The organism is Streptomyces sp. NPDC029122 (assembly GCF_055569445.1).
This window is the reverse complement of the sequence record NZ_JBVHWK010000001.1, coordinates 381,076-396,727: the sequence shown is the minus strand read 5'-3', so window position 1 is coordinate 396,727 and position 15,652 is coordinate 381,076. Positions and strand designations below refer to the sequence as shown.

15 protein-coding genes are annotated in these 15,652 nt (G+C 75.2%); 7 read left to right on the top strand and 8 right to left on the bottom strand.

Features of this window, described 5'->3' with window-relative positions; translation table 11 throughout:
* Nucleotides 1-244: 244 nt before the first annotated feature.
* On the top strand, nt 245-655 hold the full coding sequence (locus tag ACZ4WZ_RS01710) for an RNA-binding S4 domain-containing protein (protein ID WP_388936637.1): 411 nt from the start codon (nt 245-247) through the stop codon (nt 653-655).
* A gap of 213 nt (nt 656-868) precedes the next feature.
* Here ACZ4WZ_RS01710 and ACZ4WZ_RS01705 read toward each other — a convergent pair whose 3' ends face one another.
* From ACZ4WZ_RS01705 to dhaK, 3 genes are read right to left on the bottom strand one after another with little or no spacing between them, the layout of a single operon-like run.
* Nucleotides 869-1,276 (bottom strand): PTS-dependent dihydroxyacetone kinase phosphotransferase subunit DhaM, encoded by a 408-nt coding sequence (locus ACZ4WZ_RS01705; RefSeq protein ID WP_467883953.1) that lies wholly within the window; start codon nt 1,274-1,276, stop codon nt 869-871.
* Nucleotides 1,273-1,881, bottom strand: coding sequence for a dihydroxyacetone kinase subunit DhaL (dhaL, locus tag ACZ4WZ_RS01700; RefSeq protein WP_467883951.1), 609 nt, complete (start codon nt 1,879-1,881; stop codon nt 1,273-1,275). Before dhaL ends, ACZ4WZ_RS01705 begins: the two co-directional genes overlap by 4 nt.
* Before the next feature lie 40 nt (nt 1,882-1,921).
* Nucleotides 1,922-2,923 (bottom strand): dihydroxyacetone kinase subunit DhaK, encoded by a 1,002-nt coding sequence (gene dhaK, locus ACZ4WZ_RS01695; protein ID WP_467884211.1) that lies wholly within the window; start codon nt 2,921-2,923, stop codon nt 1,922-1,924.
* 175 nt (nt 2,924-3,098) lie between these two features.
* Here dhaK and ACZ4WZ_RS01690 point away from each other — a divergent pair, with 175 nt between their 5' ends.
* A complete protein-coding gene (locus tag ACZ4WZ_RS01690; protein ID WP_467883949.1) occupies nt 3,099-3,530 on the top strand; it encodes a cupin domain-containing protein in 432 nt (143 codons plus the stop codon).
* A gap of 48 nt (nt 3,531-3,578) precedes the next feature.
* On the opposite strand, the gene ACZ4WZ_RS01685 is transcribed toward ACZ4WZ_RS01690, so the two are convergent.
* On the bottom strand, nt 3,579-4,142 hold the full coding sequence (locus ACZ4WZ_RS01685) for a dihydrofolate reductase family protein (protein WP_467883947.1): 564 nt from the start codon (nt 4,140-4,142) through the stop codon (nt 3,579-3,581).
* 100 nt (nt 4,143-4,242) lie between these two features.
* Nucleotides 4,243-4,707: a MarR family winged helix-turn-helix transcriptional regulator gene (locus ACZ4WZ_RS01680; RefSeq protein ID WP_467883945.1), complete on the bottom strand. Its 465-nt coding sequence runs from the start codon at nt 4,705-4,707 to the stop codon at nt 4,243-4,245.
* A 110-nt stretch (nt 4,708-4,817) separates the two neighbouring features.
* Here ACZ4WZ_RS01680 and ACZ4WZ_RS01675 point away from each other — a divergent pair, with 110 nt between their 5' ends.
* Together ACZ4WZ_RS01675 and ACZ4WZ_RS01670 are read left to right on the top strand one after the other, a co-directional pair.
* On the top strand, nt 4,818-5,375 hold the full coding sequence (locus ACZ4WZ_RS01675) for a DoxX family membrane protein (protein ID WP_467883944.1): 558 nt from the start codon (nt 4,818-4,820) through the stop codon (nt 5,373-5,375).
* A 55-nt stretch (nt 5,376-5,430) separates the two neighbouring features.
* Nucleotides 5,431-7,224 (top strand): glycoside hydrolase family 15 protein, encoded by a 1,794-nt coding sequence (locus ACZ4WZ_RS01670; protein ID WP_467883942.1) that lies wholly within the window; start codon nt 5,431-5,433, stop codon nt 7,222-7,224.
* Nucleotides 7,225-7,505: 281 nt separating this feature from the next.
* On the opposite strand, the gene ACZ4WZ_RS01665 is transcribed toward ACZ4WZ_RS01670, so the two are convergent.
* Nucleotides 7,506-9,725: a PP2C family protein-serine/threonine phosphatase gene (locus tag ACZ4WZ_RS01665; RefSeq protein ID WP_467883941.1), complete on the bottom strand. Its 2,220-nt coding sequence runs from the start codon at nt 9,723-9,725 to the stop codon at nt 7,506-7,508.
* A 4-nt stretch (nt 9,726-9,729) separates the two neighbouring features.
* On the bottom strand, nt 9,730-11,202 hold the full coding sequence (locus ACZ4WZ_RS01660; protein WP_467884209.1) for an MFS transporter: 1,473 nt from the start codon (nt 11,200-11,202) through the stop codon (nt 9,730-9,732).
* 172 nt (nt 11,203-11,374) lie between these two features.
* Between ACZ4WZ_RS01660 and ACZ4WZ_RS01655 the strand changes: the two genes are divergently transcribed.
* Together ACZ4WZ_RS01655 and ACZ4WZ_RS01650 are read left to right on the top strand one after the other, a co-directional pair.
* Nucleotides 11,375-12,283 (top strand): LysR family transcriptional regulator, encoded by a 909-nt coding sequence (locus ACZ4WZ_RS01655; protein WP_467883939.1) that lies wholly within the window; start codon nt 11,375-11,377, stop codon nt 12,281-12,283.
* 102 nt (nt 12,284-12,385) lie between these two features.
* Nucleotides 12,386-13,102, top strand: a complete 717-nt coding sequence (locus ACZ4WZ_RS01650) for a class I SAM-dependent methyltransferase (RefSeq protein WP_467883937.1) — start codon at nt 12,386-12,388, stop codon at nt 13,100-13,102.
* 86 nt (nt 13,103-13,188) lie between these two features.
* Here ACZ4WZ_RS01650 and ACZ4WZ_RS01645 read toward each other — a convergent pair whose 3' ends face one another.
* Nucleotides 13,189-14,100 carry an alpha/beta hydrolase fold domain-containing protein gene (locus ACZ4WZ_RS01645; RefSeq protein WP_467883935.1) on the bottom strand — a complete coding sequence of 304 codons (912 nt, stop codon included), beginning with the start codon at nt 14,098-14,100 and terminating at the stop codon, nt 13,189-13,191.
* Between the two features lie 227 nt (nt 14,101-14,327).
* On the opposite strand from ACZ4WZ_RS01645, the gene tdh reads away from it, so the two are divergent.
* Nucleotides 14,328-15,356, top strand: coding sequence for an L-threonine 3-dehydrogenase (gene tdh, locus ACZ4WZ_RS01640; protein WP_467884207.1), 1,029 nt, complete (start codon nt 14,328-14,330; stop codon nt 15,354-15,356).
* Nucleotides 15,357-15,652 lie beyond the last annotated feature (296 nt).

Here is a 15,652-nt window from a genome sequence, read left to right as displayed (position 1 = left end):
CGGCCGGCCGGGGGCCGGAGCCCTGCCCGGCTGGTGTGCCGCCTGCCCACTGGTGTGGGGCTGCATATGCGACACGGTAGGCCCATCGAGGCGGCATGTGCAATTAGTTTGGCCGCTTGTCCATAGCAGATGCCAGGGCGCTTGTGGTATCCGCCGAAACCGTTCCGCTCCGGGGCCGCCGGATCGCTAGAGTCGGGGCAGGGCGGACGTGGCAGGCACGGCCGACGCAGGGACGGAGGCTCAGTTGACCGGTACGAGGACCACGGACGCGGGGGCGGCCCCGCTGGAGACGGGAACCGCGCGGGTGGACGCCTGGATCTGGTCGGTGCGGCTCACCAAGACCCGCTCCGTCGCGGCGACCGCCTGCCGGGCGGGCCACGTGAAGGTCAACGGCGAGCGGGCGAAGCCGGCGCAGCAGGTCCGGGCGGGCGACGAGGTGCGGCTCTTCCACGCGGGCCGGGAGCGGATCGTCGTGGTCCGGCGCCCCGTGACGAAACGGGTCGGACCCCCGGTCGCCGCCGAGTGCTACGTGGACAACAGCCCGCCGCCGCCGACCCCGGTGGAGGCGGCGGTGGTCGGCATCCGCGACCGCGGCACGGGCCGCCCCACGAAGCGGGACCGCCGGGAGATCGAAAGCCTCCGCGGCCGCCCGTAGTCCCCGGCCGGCTCCCGGCTCCCGGGCGCGTCCCCGGGCGGTACGGCCCGTCCGGCTCCGGGCGGACGGTGCCGGCATGCGGCCGGGGCGCCGGCCTTGCGGTTGGCACGGGGCCCTTCAGGCCGCGAGCGTGTGGCCTTGCGGAGGCGTACGCCTCTTCGGCGGGTGGGTGTCAGGCCTTGCGGCTGGCGTACGCCTCTTCGGCCGGTGGTGTCAGGCCTTGCGGTAGGCGTACGCCTCTTCGGCCGCGGCCGCCACCGCCTCCAGGGCGGCGCCCGCCGAGGCGGCCACCAGGGCCGCCACCGCGCCCTCCAGGAACGGGGCGTCCACCAGACGGGACCCCGGCGGGAGCTCCCCGTCCTCCAGGAGCGCCTTCACCGTCAGCACCGAGCTGCCCAGGTCCGCGAGAAGTGCGACCCCGGCCCCCCGGTCCACCGCCGCCGCGGCCCCGGCGATGCGCTCCGCGCTCGTGCCCAGCCCGCCGTCGGCGGTGCCGCCCGCCGGGGCCACCGGAGCCAGCGCCCCGCCCGCCGCGAGGCCCCGCGCCAGCTCCGCCACCGACTCCGCGACCGCGGCGCTGTGCGACACCAGCACGATCCCGACCAGCTCCCCGGCGCTCACGCCGCCTCCTGCGCCGCGTCGGCCAGCGCGCCCAGCAGCAGGGCGGCCGAAGTGGCTCCCGGGTCCTGGTGCCCGATGCTGCGCTCCCCGAGGTAGCTGGCGCGGCCCTTGCGGGCCAGTATCGGAACGGTCGCCCGGGCCCCGCCCTCCGCCGCTTCCCCGGCGGCACGGTACGACGTACCCAACGCCGCGACCCCCGGGACCAGAGCGTCCAGCATCGTCTTGTCGCCCGGCGCCGCCCCGCCCAGCCGGGCCACGGCGTCCACTCCGGCGTCCAGGGCGCCGCGCAGCTCCTCGTCGGTGACTTCGGCGGCCTCCCCGAGCTCCTTGCCCGTGCGCCGCAGCAGCGTCCCGTACAGAGGGCCGGACGCGCCGCCGACCGTGGAGATCAGGGTGCGTCCGGCCAGCTGGAGCAGTGCCCCGGGCGCGGCCGCCGGGTCGGCCCCGGCCAGCGCCGCGCGTACGGCCGTGAACCCCCGCAGCAGGTTCGCTCCGTGGTCGGCGTCCCCGATGGGGGAGTCGAGCTCGGTCAGCCGGTCCGCCTCCCGCTCCACCGCCGTCGCGGCGGTCTCCATCCAGCGCCGGAAGAACTCCGCGTCACGCATCCCGTCTCCTCCACCGTCGTCCCGTACGTGCGCCACGCGCTCAGCAGCCCCAGCGCAGGGCGGCCGTCCGTACCGGCGCGTCCCACAGGCGCAGCAGCTCGTCGTCCGCCCGGCACACGGTCACCGAACAGCCTGCCATGTCCAGGGAAGTGACGTAGTTTCCGACGAGCGCCCGCGCCACCGGCACGCCCCGCGCCGCCAGCACCGCCGCCACCTCCGCGTGGAACCCGTACAGCTCCAGCAGCGGGGTCGCGCCCATCCCGTTGACCAGGAGCAGTACCGGTCCGCCCGCCGTGGGGCCCGTCTCCGCGAGATCGTCCAGTACGGCCCCCACGGCCACCTCCGCGATCTCCCGCGAGGTCATCGTCGCGCGCCGCTCCCGGCCGGGTTCACCGTGGATCCCCACCCCCAACTCCAGCTCTCCGTCCGGGAGGTCGAAGGTCGGGCTGCCCTTCGCGGGGGTGGTGCAGGCGCTGAGCGCCACCCCGAAGCTGCGGGACGCGCCGTTGACCCGCCGCGCGAGGGCGGCGACCGCCTCCAGCGGCGCGCCCTCCTCGGCGGCCGCCCCCGCGATCTTCTCCACGAAGAGGGTGGCGCCCGTGCCGCGCCGGCCGGCCGTGTACAGGCTGTCGGTCACGGCGACGTCGTCGTTGACGAGCACGCGCTCCACCCGCATGCCGTCCTCCTCCGCCAGTTCGGCGGCCATCTGGAAGTTCAGCACGTCGCCGGTGTAGTTCTTGACGATGAACAGCACCCCCTGACCGGCCTCGACGGCGCTCGCCGCGTGCAGCATCTGGTCGGGCACCGGCGAGGTGAACACGGCCCCGGCGCAGGCCGCCGAGAGCATCCCGGGCCCGACGAAGCCGGCGTGCAGGGGCTCGTGCCCGGACCCGCCCCCGGACACCAGCCCGACCCGTCCGCCGGCCCGCGCGTCGCGCCGTACGACGACCTGGCGCTCCACGTCGACGTCGAGTTCGGGGTGCGCGGCGGCCATTCCGCGCAGCGCGTCGGAGACCACGGTGTCGGCGGAATTGATGAGCATCTTCACGGAAACCTCCCGGTGCGGTGGAGTCCTGTCCTGCGACCCGTTGCCGACGGTAGGCCAGACCGCCCTGCGGGATCTCGGAAACCGCGCCGCGGTGCCGGGAGGCCGGCCTTCGATGACAGACATGGCGTGAACCGATCGGCCGCCGTCGGCGGACTGATCTACTGCGCACGTGACAGATCAGAAGCAGTGCACGGTAGTCCGCACCGGACAGTACGAGGGCATCCAGGGCGGCACCTTCGGAGCGGGCGTCAGCGCGCAATCGGCCGGGGCGCAGCGGCTGTGTCTCCATCGGCTGGTGATGCCGGCGGGCACCCGGGGCCGTCCTCACCTGCACGAGGGGCACGAGTCGGCCATCTTCATCCAGTCCGGCGAGGTCGAGGTGTGGCACGGGGAGGACCTGGCCGAGTACACGGTGCTGCGCGCGGGTGACTACATCTACGTCCCCCCGGACACCCCGCACCTGCCGGTGAACAGCGGAGAGCAGGACGTGGTCTGCCTGGTCGCGCGGACCGACCCGGACGAGCAGGAGGGCGTCCGCCTGCTGCCCCTGCCGGCCCGGCTCGAGAGCCGGCTCGGTCTGCTGCCCGTCGGCGCCGGGTGAGTCGCGTTCCCGTGGGCCCGGCAGGCGGTCGAGTCCCGTGACGGGTGCTCAGCGCCTCGTCTCGTACCTGGTCAGGACCACGCCGCAGGGAAGCGTCCGCGTCTCCACCAGGTTCAGGCTCACCCAGCTGTCCAGCGCGGTGAAGAACGGCGTGCCGCCGCCCACCAGGACCGGCGCGGTCGCCAGCACGTACTCGTCGATCAGCCCGGCCCGCATGGCCGCCCCGGCGAGCGTGGCGCCGCCGATGTCCATCGGGCCGCCGTCCTCGGCCTTGAGCCGGGTGATCTCGGCGACCGCGTCGCCGGTGACCAGGCGGGTGTTCCAGTCGACCGTGTCGATGGTCGAGGAGAACACCACCTTCGACATGTCCCGCCAGCGGCGCGCGAACTCCATCTCCGCCGGGGTGGCGGTTGGCTGCCGGTCGCCGGTCGGCCAGTAGGAGCTCATCGTCTGCCACAGCTTGCGCCCGTACAGCGTCAGGTCGGTCGCCTGCAACTGGTCGGACCAGAACTGGAACAGCTCGTCGCTCGGCACGCTCCAGCCGATGTCGTCGCCGGGCGCGGCGATGTAGCCGTCCAGGCTCAGGTTCATGCCGTAGATCAGTTTTCGCACGGCGCCAGCCTTCCACGAGTCGGTCTCACGCTCACAGACCGGCGCGGCGCGGGAATCCCATCGGTGCGCGGCGCTCCGCGGCGCTGAGCCGGGTCCGGCGTCAGGCGCCCTGTTCGCGCAGGCGGCGGCTGACTTCTCCGAGCCCGTCGGCGAGGGCGTCCAGCTGCTCGGGGGTGAGGACGTCGACGAGGACCTCGCGCACGGCGGTGACGTGGCCGGGGGCCGCCTCCTCCAGGCGGGCGCGGCCGGCGTCGGTGAGGACGGCGAAGATCCCGCGCACGTCGGAGGGGCAGCTGCGGCGGCGGACCAGGCCGGCCTTCTCCATCTGCCCGACCTGGTAGGTCAGGCCGCTCTTGGAGTTGATCAGACCGTTCGCGAGCTCCGTCATGCGCAGCTCCTGGCCGGGTGCCGCCGCGAGCCGCACGAGGATCTCGTACTGGGGGTGGGAAAGCCCCGAGTCGTCCTTGAGCTGCTGGTCGAGACGCCGGTTCACCAGTGCCGAGGCGGCCAGGAAGCCCCTCCAGGCCCGCATCTCGCGGTCGTCCAGCCATCTCGTGTCAGCCATGGCGCCAGGGTACACGAGTTGTTCGAATTTGAATCAGTGGCTAGGCTCGCGTCCGCCGGTTCGAATTTGAACTAACTTCCCTCGGGCCGCGAACGACCGGAAGGACCCCCATGACCAGCGCCTCCGCCACCCTGACGCAGACCCCGGCCGCCGCCCCCGCCGCGCCCGTGGCCGACACCTCCGCCCACGACGCCGGACTGCTCCTGCTGCGCGTCGTGCTCGGCCTCGCCGTCGCCGCCCACGGCACCCAGAAGCTCTTCGGCTGGTTCGGCGGCGGCGGGATCGGCGGCACCGGCCAGTTCTTCACCGCCGGCGGCTACCCGGCGGGCGACGCCATGGCCGTCGTCGCCGGCCTGACCGAGACCCTGGGCGGCCTCGGACTCGCCCTCGGCCTGCTGACCCCGCTCGCCGGAGCGGCCGTCACCGGCACGATGATCAACGCCCTGGCCGTCCACGGCGCCGGCGCCTTCTTCGCCCCGAAGGGCATGGAGTACGAGCTCCTGCTGGCCGCCGCCGCGGCCGCCCTCACCCTCGCGGGCCCCGGCCGTCACGCCGTCGACCGCCTCCTGCCCGTGCCCGCCCTGCGCACCCACCGGCTGGCCCTCGGCGCCCGGGCCCTCGCCCTCGGCGTGGTCCTCGCCGCCGTCGCCCTGCTCATCCGTCACTGAAACACCCTTGCGGGCGGACTGATTGACCCCCCGCGTTTGCGGGAAAAGCGGATGAATGACACAACCCATCGAAGACTACGCACTCATCGGCGACCTGATGACCTGCGCACTGGTCGGCCGCGACGGGTCCATCGACTGGCTGTGCCTGCCCCACTTCGACTCCGCCGCCTGCTTCGCGGCCCTCCTCGGCGACAAGGAGAACGGCCACTGGCGCATCGCCCCGGCCGGCGCCGAGGAGGGCGAGCGGTGCACGCGGCGGGCGTACGTCGACGGCTCGCTGGTCCTCGAGTCCTACTGGGAGACCGACGAAGGCACCGTCAAGGTCGTCGACTTCATGCCGCAGCGCGGCAGCGCGCCCGACGTCATGCGGATCGTCGAGGGGGTCTCCGGCCGGGTCACCGTCCGCAGCACCCTGCGGCTGCGCTTCGACTACGGCCACGTCGTGCCCTGGGTACGGCGCAGCGAGGGCGACCGCGTCGCGATCGCCGGACCCGACTCGGCGTGGTTCCGCAGCGAGCCGCCCGTACGGACCTGGGGCGAGGACCGCAGCACCCGCTCGGAATGCACCGTCGGCCCGGGGGAGAAGGTCGCCTTCGTGCTGACCTGGCACCCCTCGCACGAGCCGCGGCCCGAGACCGTCGACCCGTACGAGGCACTGGAGCACAGCCTCTCCGACTGGCGCGACTGGTCCGCCCAGTGCCGCTACGAGGGGCCCTACCGGGAGGCCGTGACCCGCTCCCTGATCACCCTCAAGGCCCTCACGTTCGCCCCCACCGGCGGAATCGCCGCCGCCGCCACCACCTCACTGCCCGAGGAGATCGGCGGGGTCCGCAACTGGGACTACCGCTACTGCTGGCTGCGCGACGCCACCCTGACCCTGGGGGCCCTCCTGTCCACCGGATTCCTGGACGAGGCCCGTGCCTGGCGGTCCTGGCTCCTGCGCGCCATCGCGGGCGACGCCGCCGACCTCCAGATCATGTACGGCATCTCCGGCGAGCGCCGCATCCCCGAGACCGAGCTGCCCTGGCTGCGCGGCTACGAGGGCTCCGCGCCGGTCAGGGTCGGCAACGCCGCCGTGAACCAGCTCCAGCTGGACGTGTACGGAGAAGTCCTGGACGCCCTCCACCTGGCCCGGGCCTCCGGGCTGGCCTCGGAACGGCACGCCTGGAAGATCCAGCTCTACTTCCTCGACTTCCTGGAACGCAACTGGCGCCGGCCGGACGAGGGACTGTGGGAGGTGCGCGGGCCGCGCCGGCACTTCACGCACTCCAAGGTGATGGCCTGGGTCGCCGCCGACCGGGCCGTGCGGACCCTGGAGGGCGCCCCGCACCTGCCGGGCGACATCGATCGCTGGCGGGCCATGCGGGACGAGGTGCACCGCGACGTCTGCGCGAAGGGCTACGACCCCGAGCGGGGCACCTTCACCCAGTACTACGGCTCCCGCGAGCTGGACGCGGCCACCCTCCTCATCCCCCGCGTCGGTTTCCTCCCGCCCGACGACCCCCGGGTGACCGGCACCATCGACGCGGTGTGGGCGGAACTGGGCAGCGGTGGCCTGGTCCGTCGCTACAGCACCGAAGGTCTCCCGGTCGACGGGCTCCCGGGGGACGAGGGCGCCTTCCTGGCCTGCTCGTTCTGGATGGCCGACGCCCTGCACATGACCGGCCGGACCAAGGAGGCCCGCGAACTCTTCGAGAGGCTGCTGGCGGTACGCAACGACGTGGGCCTGCTGGCCGAGGAGTACGACCCCCGCGCCGGCCGCCAGCTCGGCAACTTCCCGCAGGCGTTCAGCCACGTCGGCCTGGTGAACACCGCGATCACCCTGTCCGCCGGCGGAGCCGCCGGCTGAACCCCGTCCCCGCCACCGGGGCCGCCGCGGATCGCGGCGGCCCCCGTGGCCGTACTCCGGGCGCAGGGGCTACGCCTCCCGCGCCCCCTCCGTGTCGGGGATGCTGACCAGCCAGCGCGGTCCCCTCCGCTTCGCAGGACCGCGAGACAGGCCCGGGAGGGCCGGCGGGGCACCGTGCGGGAGTTCTGGCCGCGCCTGTGGGCCTATGTCGCATGCGCCCGAATCGTTCCGGGGAACTGGGCGGCCGGCGGACCGGTGCGCCTCGCCGCGGTGGCCCCCGCTCAGGAAGGTCCGGCGGGCGGCTCCGGCGCGGCGCCCGCAGCCGGGGTCGGGGCCGGATCGCGGGAGGCCAGGAGGAGGGCGATGTCGTCCGGGCGGTCGGCGGTGCGGGCCGCCTCGGCGACAAGCCGGTCGGCCGTCTCCGTCAGCGGCGACGGCCGGGCCGCGGCCAGCGCCGCCCGCAGCCGCTCCACGCCGTCGTCGATGTCCGCGCCCGGCGTCTCCACCAGCCCGTCGGTGTACAGGGCCAGCACCGCGCCCGGCGCCAGCTCCAGCTCCGTCACCGGGTACCGCGCCCCGGGGTCGACGCCGAGCACCACCCCGCCCGCCAGGTCCAGCACCTCGGCCCGGCCGTCGGCGTGCCGCAGCAGCGGCTGCGGGTGCCCGGCGCGGACGGCCAGGGCGCGGCCGGAGCCCGGGTCGAGCAGGACGTAGCAGCAGCTGGCGAACTGCCCCGGGTCCAGGTCGATCAGCAGCTGGTTGGTACCCCGCACCACCTGCTCCGGGTCATTGCCGCTGAGCGCGAAGGCCCTTACCGCGCTGCGCAGTTGGCCCATGGTGGCGGCGGCCGCCACCCCGTGGCCCTGGACGTCGCCGATGACCAGTGCCAGCCGGCCCTCGGCCGCCTCGATGACGTCGTACCAGTCGCCGCCGACCTCCATGCCGTCCGTCCCGGCCAGGTACCGGCCCACCGTGGTCACCTCGCCCCGCACCGGCAGCCGGTGCGGCAGCAGCGCCGCCTGGAGACCCCGGGCCAGCGCCGCCTCGCTGTCGTAGCGCCGCGCCCGCTCCAGGGCCTGCGCGATCAGGCCCGCCAGCGCCGTGAGGACCGTACGCTCCTCCGGGCTGAAGCCGCGGCGCTGGTCGAAGCCCAGGATGCAGGAGCCGACAGGGCGGCCGGAGGCGATCAGCGGCAGGAAGGCCCGGGCGCCGATCTCCGCGTCCAGCGGGATCCCCGGATAGGCCTCCGCCAGGCGCTCCATCGACTCGAAGAACAGCGGCCGGCCCGAGGTCAGGGTCTCCACGCCCGGCAGCCGTTCGTGGAGCGAGACCCCGTCGAACCGGTTCAGGAACCCCTTGGGGAAGCCGGTCTCCCAGGCGAGGTACAGGTGCCGTTCGTCGAGCACGTAGATCGCCAGCTGCCGGCCGCCGAACGCGGGCAGCAGCTCCTCGGTGACCACGGCCGACACCTGGCGCGCGGTGACCGCCTCGGTCAGTGCGATGGCCAGGGCCACCGGCCGGTAGAGGGAGGAGGCCCGGTCCGCCGGCGAACCGAGCCCGGCGCCGGGACGGGTCACCGACCCGGGGGCGTAGGCGGGAGGGTCGGCGGCCTCCAGGGTGACCGTCACCCCCGACGGCCCCGGATACAGACCCACGGACAGCCACTCCGCGTCCGGGCCGGTGCCGGTGCCGGTGCCGGGACGGGCGTCGGCGTCCGGCGGCGGGCCCCGCCGGGCCGTGAAGCGCACGGGCTCGCCGGAGATGAACACCCCCCGTACGTGGTCCTCGTAGGCGGGGTGGCCGAGCCAGGGCAGCGCCTCCCACAGCACACGTCCCCGCAGCGGGGGCGCGTCCCGCCCGAGCAGCTCCCGGGCGGCGGTGTTGGCGAAGGCGATGCCGCCCTGCCGGTCCACCGACAGGACCGCCGTCCCGAGCCGGTCCACGGCCTCCCGCGCCTCGTCCGCGGCGGCGGGCACGGGCACGCACAGCGGGTCGCCGTCCCAGCGGACCGCTTCCCCGGCGGCGCCCAGCGCGGCCAGCTCCCCCGCCAGCCCGGCGGCGACCTCCCGCAGCCGCTCCCGGGCGCCGGCCCCCAGCTCCTCGCCGGGCGTCGCGGGCCGCAGCACCAGCAGCACCCCGAACCGCTCCGCACCGGCGGTGACCGGCTCGTAGAACGACCCGAACGGGAACGGCAGCCCGGCCATCAGCTGCGGGAAACGCCGCATCGCGGCCTCCGCGTCAGGCAGGTGCACGGACTGCCCCGTGCGGTACGCCTCGGCGACCGGGTACGGCCGGTTCACCTGCATCCGCCACCAGGGCCGGAACAACCGCACGGGCAGCCCCGTGACCACGGCCATCCGCAGCAGCCCGTCCGTATCCGAGCGCAGGTAGACACCGCCCCCGTACCCGCCGACGGCCCGCATCGCACCGGCCGCCGCCCGTGCGAGCGCCCGGCCCGTGTCGACGGGGGAGGGGCCGCCGCTGTCCGCTCTCGCCGTCACACAGTCAGGATGCGCCCTCGCCCACGGCGGCTGCACCCGCGCGCCCCCGGCGCCCCCCGTCCGCGCCCCGGTATCCCCGGACCACCACCGCCGCGGCGACGACCAGTACGGCAGCCACCGTCCGCAGCGCCACCCCCATGGCGTCGGTGAAGGCGGCCGCCTGCGCGGGATCCGCCGGGTCCCCGTGGAACCGTGAGGCCAGCACCGTCCCGACCACCGCCACCCCGAGCGCCGCGCCGATCTCCCGCGCGGCGGTGTTCAGCCCCGAGCCCAGCCCCGCCTGGTGCGCCGGCAGCTCCGAGACCACCGTCAGCGTCAGCGCGGGCGCGCACAGCCCGGTACCCACCGACAGCACCAGCAGGTAGCCCGCGTACGCGGCGTACGGGGTGCCCGCGTCGGCGGTCGACACCAGCAGCAGCCCGGCCCCGATCAGCAGCAGCCCCGCCCCCACCGGCAGCCGCGGCCCCGTCCGCTCCGCGAGCCGCGCGCCGAACCGGGGCACCACCGCCATGCCGACGGTGAGCGGGACGATCGCCAGCCCCGCCAGGGCCGGCGAGAAGCCCTTGGCGTACTGGAGGTACTGGGCGTTGACGAAGAACAGGGCGAAGAGCCCGAAGAAGGCGGCGCCGATGCCGAGCGTCCCCGCGCGCAGCCCCCGCGAGGCGAAGACCCGCGGGTCCAGCAGGGGGCGGGCGGCGCGCAGCGCGTGCGCGGTGAAGGCGGCCAGCAGCACCGCCCCGCCCCCGAAGGAGCCCAGGACCCGGGTCGAGGACCAGCCGTACGAGGGCCCCTCGATGATGCCGTGGACCACCGCGAACAGTGCCCCCGCCAGGACCAGGGCGCCGAGCGGGTCGACGGCCGCGTCCGCGCGCGACGGCGTACGCGGCACCGTGCGGGCCACGGCGAGGGCGAGCAGCGCGCCCAGCGGGACGACGGCCCAGAACAGGGCCCGCCAGGTCAGGAACTCCCCGGCCAGACCGCCCGCCACGTTGCCCGCCAGGCCCCCGAGGCCGGCGGACAGCGTCCAGGTGGCCAGCGCCCGCCCGCGCCGCTCGGGCGGGCTCAGGTGGACCAGTACCGACATGGTGGCGGGCATGATCAGCGCCGCTCCGGCCCCGCACAGCCCGCGTCCGGCGATCAGCGTGGCGGGGGAGGCGGCGAGCGCGCTGAGGGCCCCGCCCGCCGCGAACAGGGCGAGCCCGGCCAGCAGGGCGCCCTTGCGGCCGTAGCGGTCGCCGAGCGCCCCGGCCGGGATCAGCAGCGCGGCGAAGACGATCACGTACGCGTCGACCGCCCACAGCAGCTGGCCCGGACTCGGGTGCAGGGCGGAGGCGGCGAGCTGCGGGATCAGCAGGTTCACGGCGGCGACCATGCCCTGGGCGACGAGCACGCAGGCGCACAGCGCGAGCAGGGCGGCGCGGGACGGACCGGGCGCGGAAGCACCGGCCGGCGGCGACGGCGGTGGCGACGCCGGCAGCGGCGGCAGCGGCGGGGACGGTGTGCGGGCACGGCGGAGCACGGCTCCTCCTGGGAGTCGACGGTCGGTGGGGACGGGATGCGCGGCGGTCCGGTCCGGTCTGCTCGAACACCCCGGAATCACCGTAGGGTTGGCGTGACCTGCTTTCCAGTGCACGTTCTGCAAGGGATGAATGCGCGTGACGCAATCCGCATCCGGGCTTGACCTCAACCTGCTCCTCGCCCTCGACGTCCTCCTGGAGGAGTCGAGCGTCTCCCGCGCCGCCGCCCGCCTGCACCTCTCCGAGCCCGCCATGAGCCGCACCCTGGGCCGGCTCCGCAAGGCCCTCGGCGACCCCGTGCTGGTCCGGGCCGGCCGGACGATGGTCCCCACCCCGCACGCCCTGTCCGTCCGGGGCGAGGTCCGCGCCGTGGTCGAGCGGGCCCGCGCCCTGTTCCTCACGGGCGGCCAGGTGGACCTGGCGACCCTGAGCCGCACCTTCACCGTCCTGGCCCACGACTCCTTCGCCGCCGCGTTCGGAGCCGCGCTCTTCCGGCGGACGGCCCGCGAGGCGCCCGGGGTACGGCTGCGGTTCCTGTCCGAGAGCCACGTCGACCTGCCGGTGCTGCGCGAGGGGGTCGCGGACCTGGAACTCGGCGTCATCGACAGCCGTTCCCCCGAGGTGCGCGCCGAGCACCTCTTCGACGACCGGATGCTGGGCGTCGTACGCGGCGGGCACCCGCTGCTGCGCGGCCGGATCACCGCGCGCCGGTTCGCCGCGGGGGAGCACCTGACCGTCTCGCGGCGCGGCAGACTGGAGGGGCCGGTCGACGCCGCCCTGGCCGAACGGGGGCTGTCCCGGCGGGTGGTGGGCGGCGTCGGCTCCTTCCCGGCCTCCCTCTTCGTGCTGCGGGACACCGACCTGATCGGCCTGATCGCCTCCCGCAGCGTCCCCCAGGCCGAGGCCCTCGGCCTCGTCACCTTCGAAGTCCCCCTGGAGCTCCCGCCGCTGCCCGTGGGGCTCGCCTGGCACCCCCGTCATGACGCCGACCCGGCGCACGTCTGGCTGCGCGCCTGCGCCCGCGAGCTGCTGCCCGGCTGACGGGGCGCTTCCGCAGCCGCGATGCGCCGAACGCCTCCCCCGAAGGGGGGACGCGGCACCGCGCACGCCGTCAGCCGCGCCCCCGCCGGGGAGGCATCCGGCATGCGACCCCCGTACGACGACACGCACCCGGCACCCCGCGCCGCCTTCACGGCGGCCGACGCCTTCACCCTCCGCACCGCCCTCGACGCCCTCGGCGGGGTCCGCGACCTCGACACCCTCGACGTGGCCTGCGGACACGGCGGCACCGCCGCACTGCTGGCGAGCGGCGGCGCCCGGCGCACCGTCGGCGTGGACAGCTGCCCGGACCGGGTCCGGCGGGCCCGGGCGTCCGCGCCCCCCTCCGCCACCGTCGAGTACGTGCTCGCGGACGCCGCCGACATGCCGCAGCTCGGCCCCTTCGACCTCGCCACCGCCGTCTACCTGTTCAGCCACGCCCCCGACCGGGCCGCCCTGCACGCCATGTTCCGCGGCATCCGGGCCAACCTGCGCCCCGGCGGACGGCTGCTGTCGCTCGTGCGCAACCCCGGCGCGTACCCGCGCGTGGACTGGTCCCCCTACGGGATGCGCATCCTCGACCGGGTGCCGGACGGGGACGCCCCGCTGCTGAAGGCCCAGTTCCTGACGGAACCCCCGCAGCACTTCGAGTACCGCGAATGGGCGCACGCCGACTTCGCCGAAGCCGCCGTCGACGCGGGCTTCAGCACCGTCGGCTGGCAGCCCTCCCGCACCCCGCCCGCCGACGCCGCGCGCGACGAGGCGTACTGGACGGCGTACCGCGCCTGGCCGGTCAGCTCGCTCATGACGTGCACCGCCTGACCTCGCGCGGCGCGCACCGCCCGGCCGCGGGCGGCGAGCACCTTCCGGCCGCGGGCGGTGTCCCGGCCGGTGCGGCTCCGGCCGGTCTAGGGGGTGTCGGCGGCCTCCCCGATCAGCTCGACGATCCTGTCCCGGGCCGCCCGCCCCTCCGGGACCGGCAGCAGCGGGTACGCGTGCGGCAGGCCCGGCTCCTCGTGCCACTCCACCCGGACCCCGGCCGCTCCGGCCCGCCGCCGCAGCTCGTGGCTGTCGGTGGCCAGCACGTCCCGGGTGCCGGTGAACACCGTCAGGGGCGCCAGCCCCTCGAAGGAGCCGTACAGCGGACTCACCCGGGGGTCGTCCACCGCGAGGGTCCCCGCGTACAGCCGTCCCGCCTCGGCCAGACCGGCCCTCGCCAGCACCGGATCGGCCGCCTCCAGCGCCTCCTGGCCGGGGTGGCTCATGCCCAGGTCCAGCCAGGGCGAGATCAGCACGATCCGCGACGGCTGCGCACCGGTGCGCTCCCGCAGCCGCTGCGCGGCGGCCAGCGCCAGCCCGGCCCCGGCGCAGTCCCCGATCAGTACCGTCCCGCCCGCGCCGCCGCTCTCGATCAGGCCGCTCAGCAGATCGGCGGCCACGGGAACGTTCCGGTCGGCGGTCCCGCGCGGGGCGAGCACGTACGCCGGTACGACCACCCGGGCCCGGGCCCGCGTCACCAGGGTCCGGATCAGCGACCAGTGCGGCCGGACCAGCTCACCGATGTACGCGCCGCCGTGGACGTACAGCACCTGGGCCACGGGCTCCTCCCCGCGCGGCGAGGCGTCGTACACCGGCCAGGCCCCGACGAAGGTCCGCGACAGTTCCGCTACCCGTCCCAGCGAGCGCGGGGGCAGATGCGAAGCGGGCCTGCGGGCCGCCTGTGCCACGGCCGCCCGCACCGCCTCGGCGGTCGTGAACCGCTTGCGCCGCCGCATCGCGACCAGTGCGGCCGAAAGCGCCCTGCTGCGCAGACTCGGCACGCCCCTCACCTCCCCTTTTCCCCGGTGAGGGACCATAGCGCGGCTGCCGCCCCCCGGTCCCCTCCCCGTCACGGGAGGAGCATAGGCGTGAAGCTGCGCTGTCGACCCGCTTAAGAAAGTCTCGATGGACTGATCACCGAGCCGATCGGCAGATTGGTCCCCGTCACCCACGCCCCCCGCGCACCAGCGGGAGCGGCACTCCCTTCCGCATGCCTGGAGCCACCGCCATGAAGGCACTCGTCAAGCACAAGGCCGAGCCCGGGCTGTGGCTCATGGACGTCCCCGAGCCCGAGTACGGCCCCGGCGACGTGCTGATCAAGGTGCTGCGCACCGGCATCTGCGGGACCGACCTGCACATCCGTGCCTGGGACGGCTGGGCGCAGGGCGCGGTGAAGACCCCGCTGGTCCTCGGCCACGAGTTCGTCGGCGAGGTCGCGGCGGTCGGCGCGGACGTCCGCGACATCGAGACCGGCGCCCTGGTCAGCGGCGAGGGCCACCTGGTGTGCGGCAAGTGCCGCAACTGCCTGGCCGGCCGCCGCCACCTGTGCCGCTCCACGATCGGGCTCGGCGTCGGACGCGACGGGGCCTTCGCGGAGTACGTGGTGCTGCCCGCGCAGAACGTGTGGGTGCACCGGACCGCCGTGGACCTCGACGTGGCGGCCATCTTCGACCCCTTCGGCAACGCGGTGCACACCGCGCTGTCCTTCCCGCTGGTCGGCGAGGACGTGCTGATCACCGGCGCGGGCCCGATCGGCATCATGGCCGCCGCCGTGGCCAGGCACGCCGGCGCGCGCAACGTGGTCATCACCGACGTCAGCCCCGAGCGCCTGGACATCGCGCGCAAGGCGGGCGCCACGCTCGCGGTGAACGTCGCCGAGTCCTCCATCGCCGAGGCACAGACCCGGCTGGGGCTGCGCGAGGGCTTCGACGTCGGCCTGGAGATGTCCGGCCGCGCCGAGGCGATGCGCGACATGATCGACAACATGACGCACGGCGGCAAGATCGCGATGCTCGGCCTCCCGGCCCAGGAGTTCCCGGTGGACTGGGCGAAGGTCGTCACCTCGATGATCACCATCAAGGGGATCTACGGCCGCGAGATGTTCGAGACCTGGTACGCGATGACCGTGTTGCTGGAGGGCGGGCTCGACCTGTCCCCGGTGATCACCGGCCGCTACTCGCACCGCGACTTCCAGGCCGCCTTCGACGAGGCCGCGACCGCCCGCAGCGGCAAGATCATCCTGGACTGGACGGCCTAGGACCCCACGGCCCGGGGCGACACGGCCCTGGCCTCCGGCGGTGGCCGGGCCGGGCCACCGACCCGCGCCCGGGGCCCGGACCCGGGAAAACCGGTCCGAGCCACCGGACCGGAACCGGCGTCCGGCGCCCGCCCTCCCGGCCGGGACGGCGGGACCGGTGGTTCGGGCCAGGGCCCACGAGCAGCACCCGGTCGCCCGGGCGACCGCCGCGACCACCGCACGAGACCACCTCCCTCCGGGCCGGGCCCCGCCAACCCTCCCCCCTCCGCGGGGCCCGGCCCCCTCCTCCCCGTCCG

Excerpts from the sequence above, each read along its gene's own strand:
- ACZ4WZ_RS01670 (WP_467883942.1), top strand. The coding sequence starts at position 5,431 with ATGACACAACCCATCGAAGACTACGCACTCATCGGCGACCTGATGACC.
- ACZ4WZ_RS01655 (WP_467883939.1), top strand. The coding sequence starts at position 11,375 with ATGCGCGTGACGCAATCCGCATCCGGGCTTGACCTCAACCTGCTCCTC.
- dhaK (WP_467884211.1), bottom strand. The coding sequence starts at position 2,923 with ATGCTCATCAATTCCGCCGACACCGTGGTCTCCGACGCGCTGCGCGGA.
- ACZ4WZ_RS01650 (WP_467883937.1), top strand. The coding sequence starts at position 12,386 with ATGCGACCCCCGTACGACGACACGCACCCGGCACCCCGCGCCGCCTTC.
- ACZ4WZ_RS01675 (WP_467883944.1), top strand. The coding sequence starts at position 4,818 with ATGACCAGCGCCTCCGCCACCCTGACGCAGACCCCGGCCGCCGCCCCC.
- tdh (WP_467884207.1), top strand. The coding sequence starts at position 14,328 with ATGAAGGCACTCGTCAAGCACAAGGCCGAGCCCGGGCTGTGGCTCATG.
- dhaL (WP_467883951.1), bottom strand. The coding sequence starts at position 1,881 with ATGCGTGACGCGGAGTTCTTCCGGCGCTGGATGGAGACCGCCGCGACG.
- ACZ4WZ_RS01680 (WP_467883945.1), bottom strand. The coding sequence starts at position 4,707 with ATGGCTGACACGAGATGGCTGGACGACCGCGAGATGCGGGCCTGGAGG.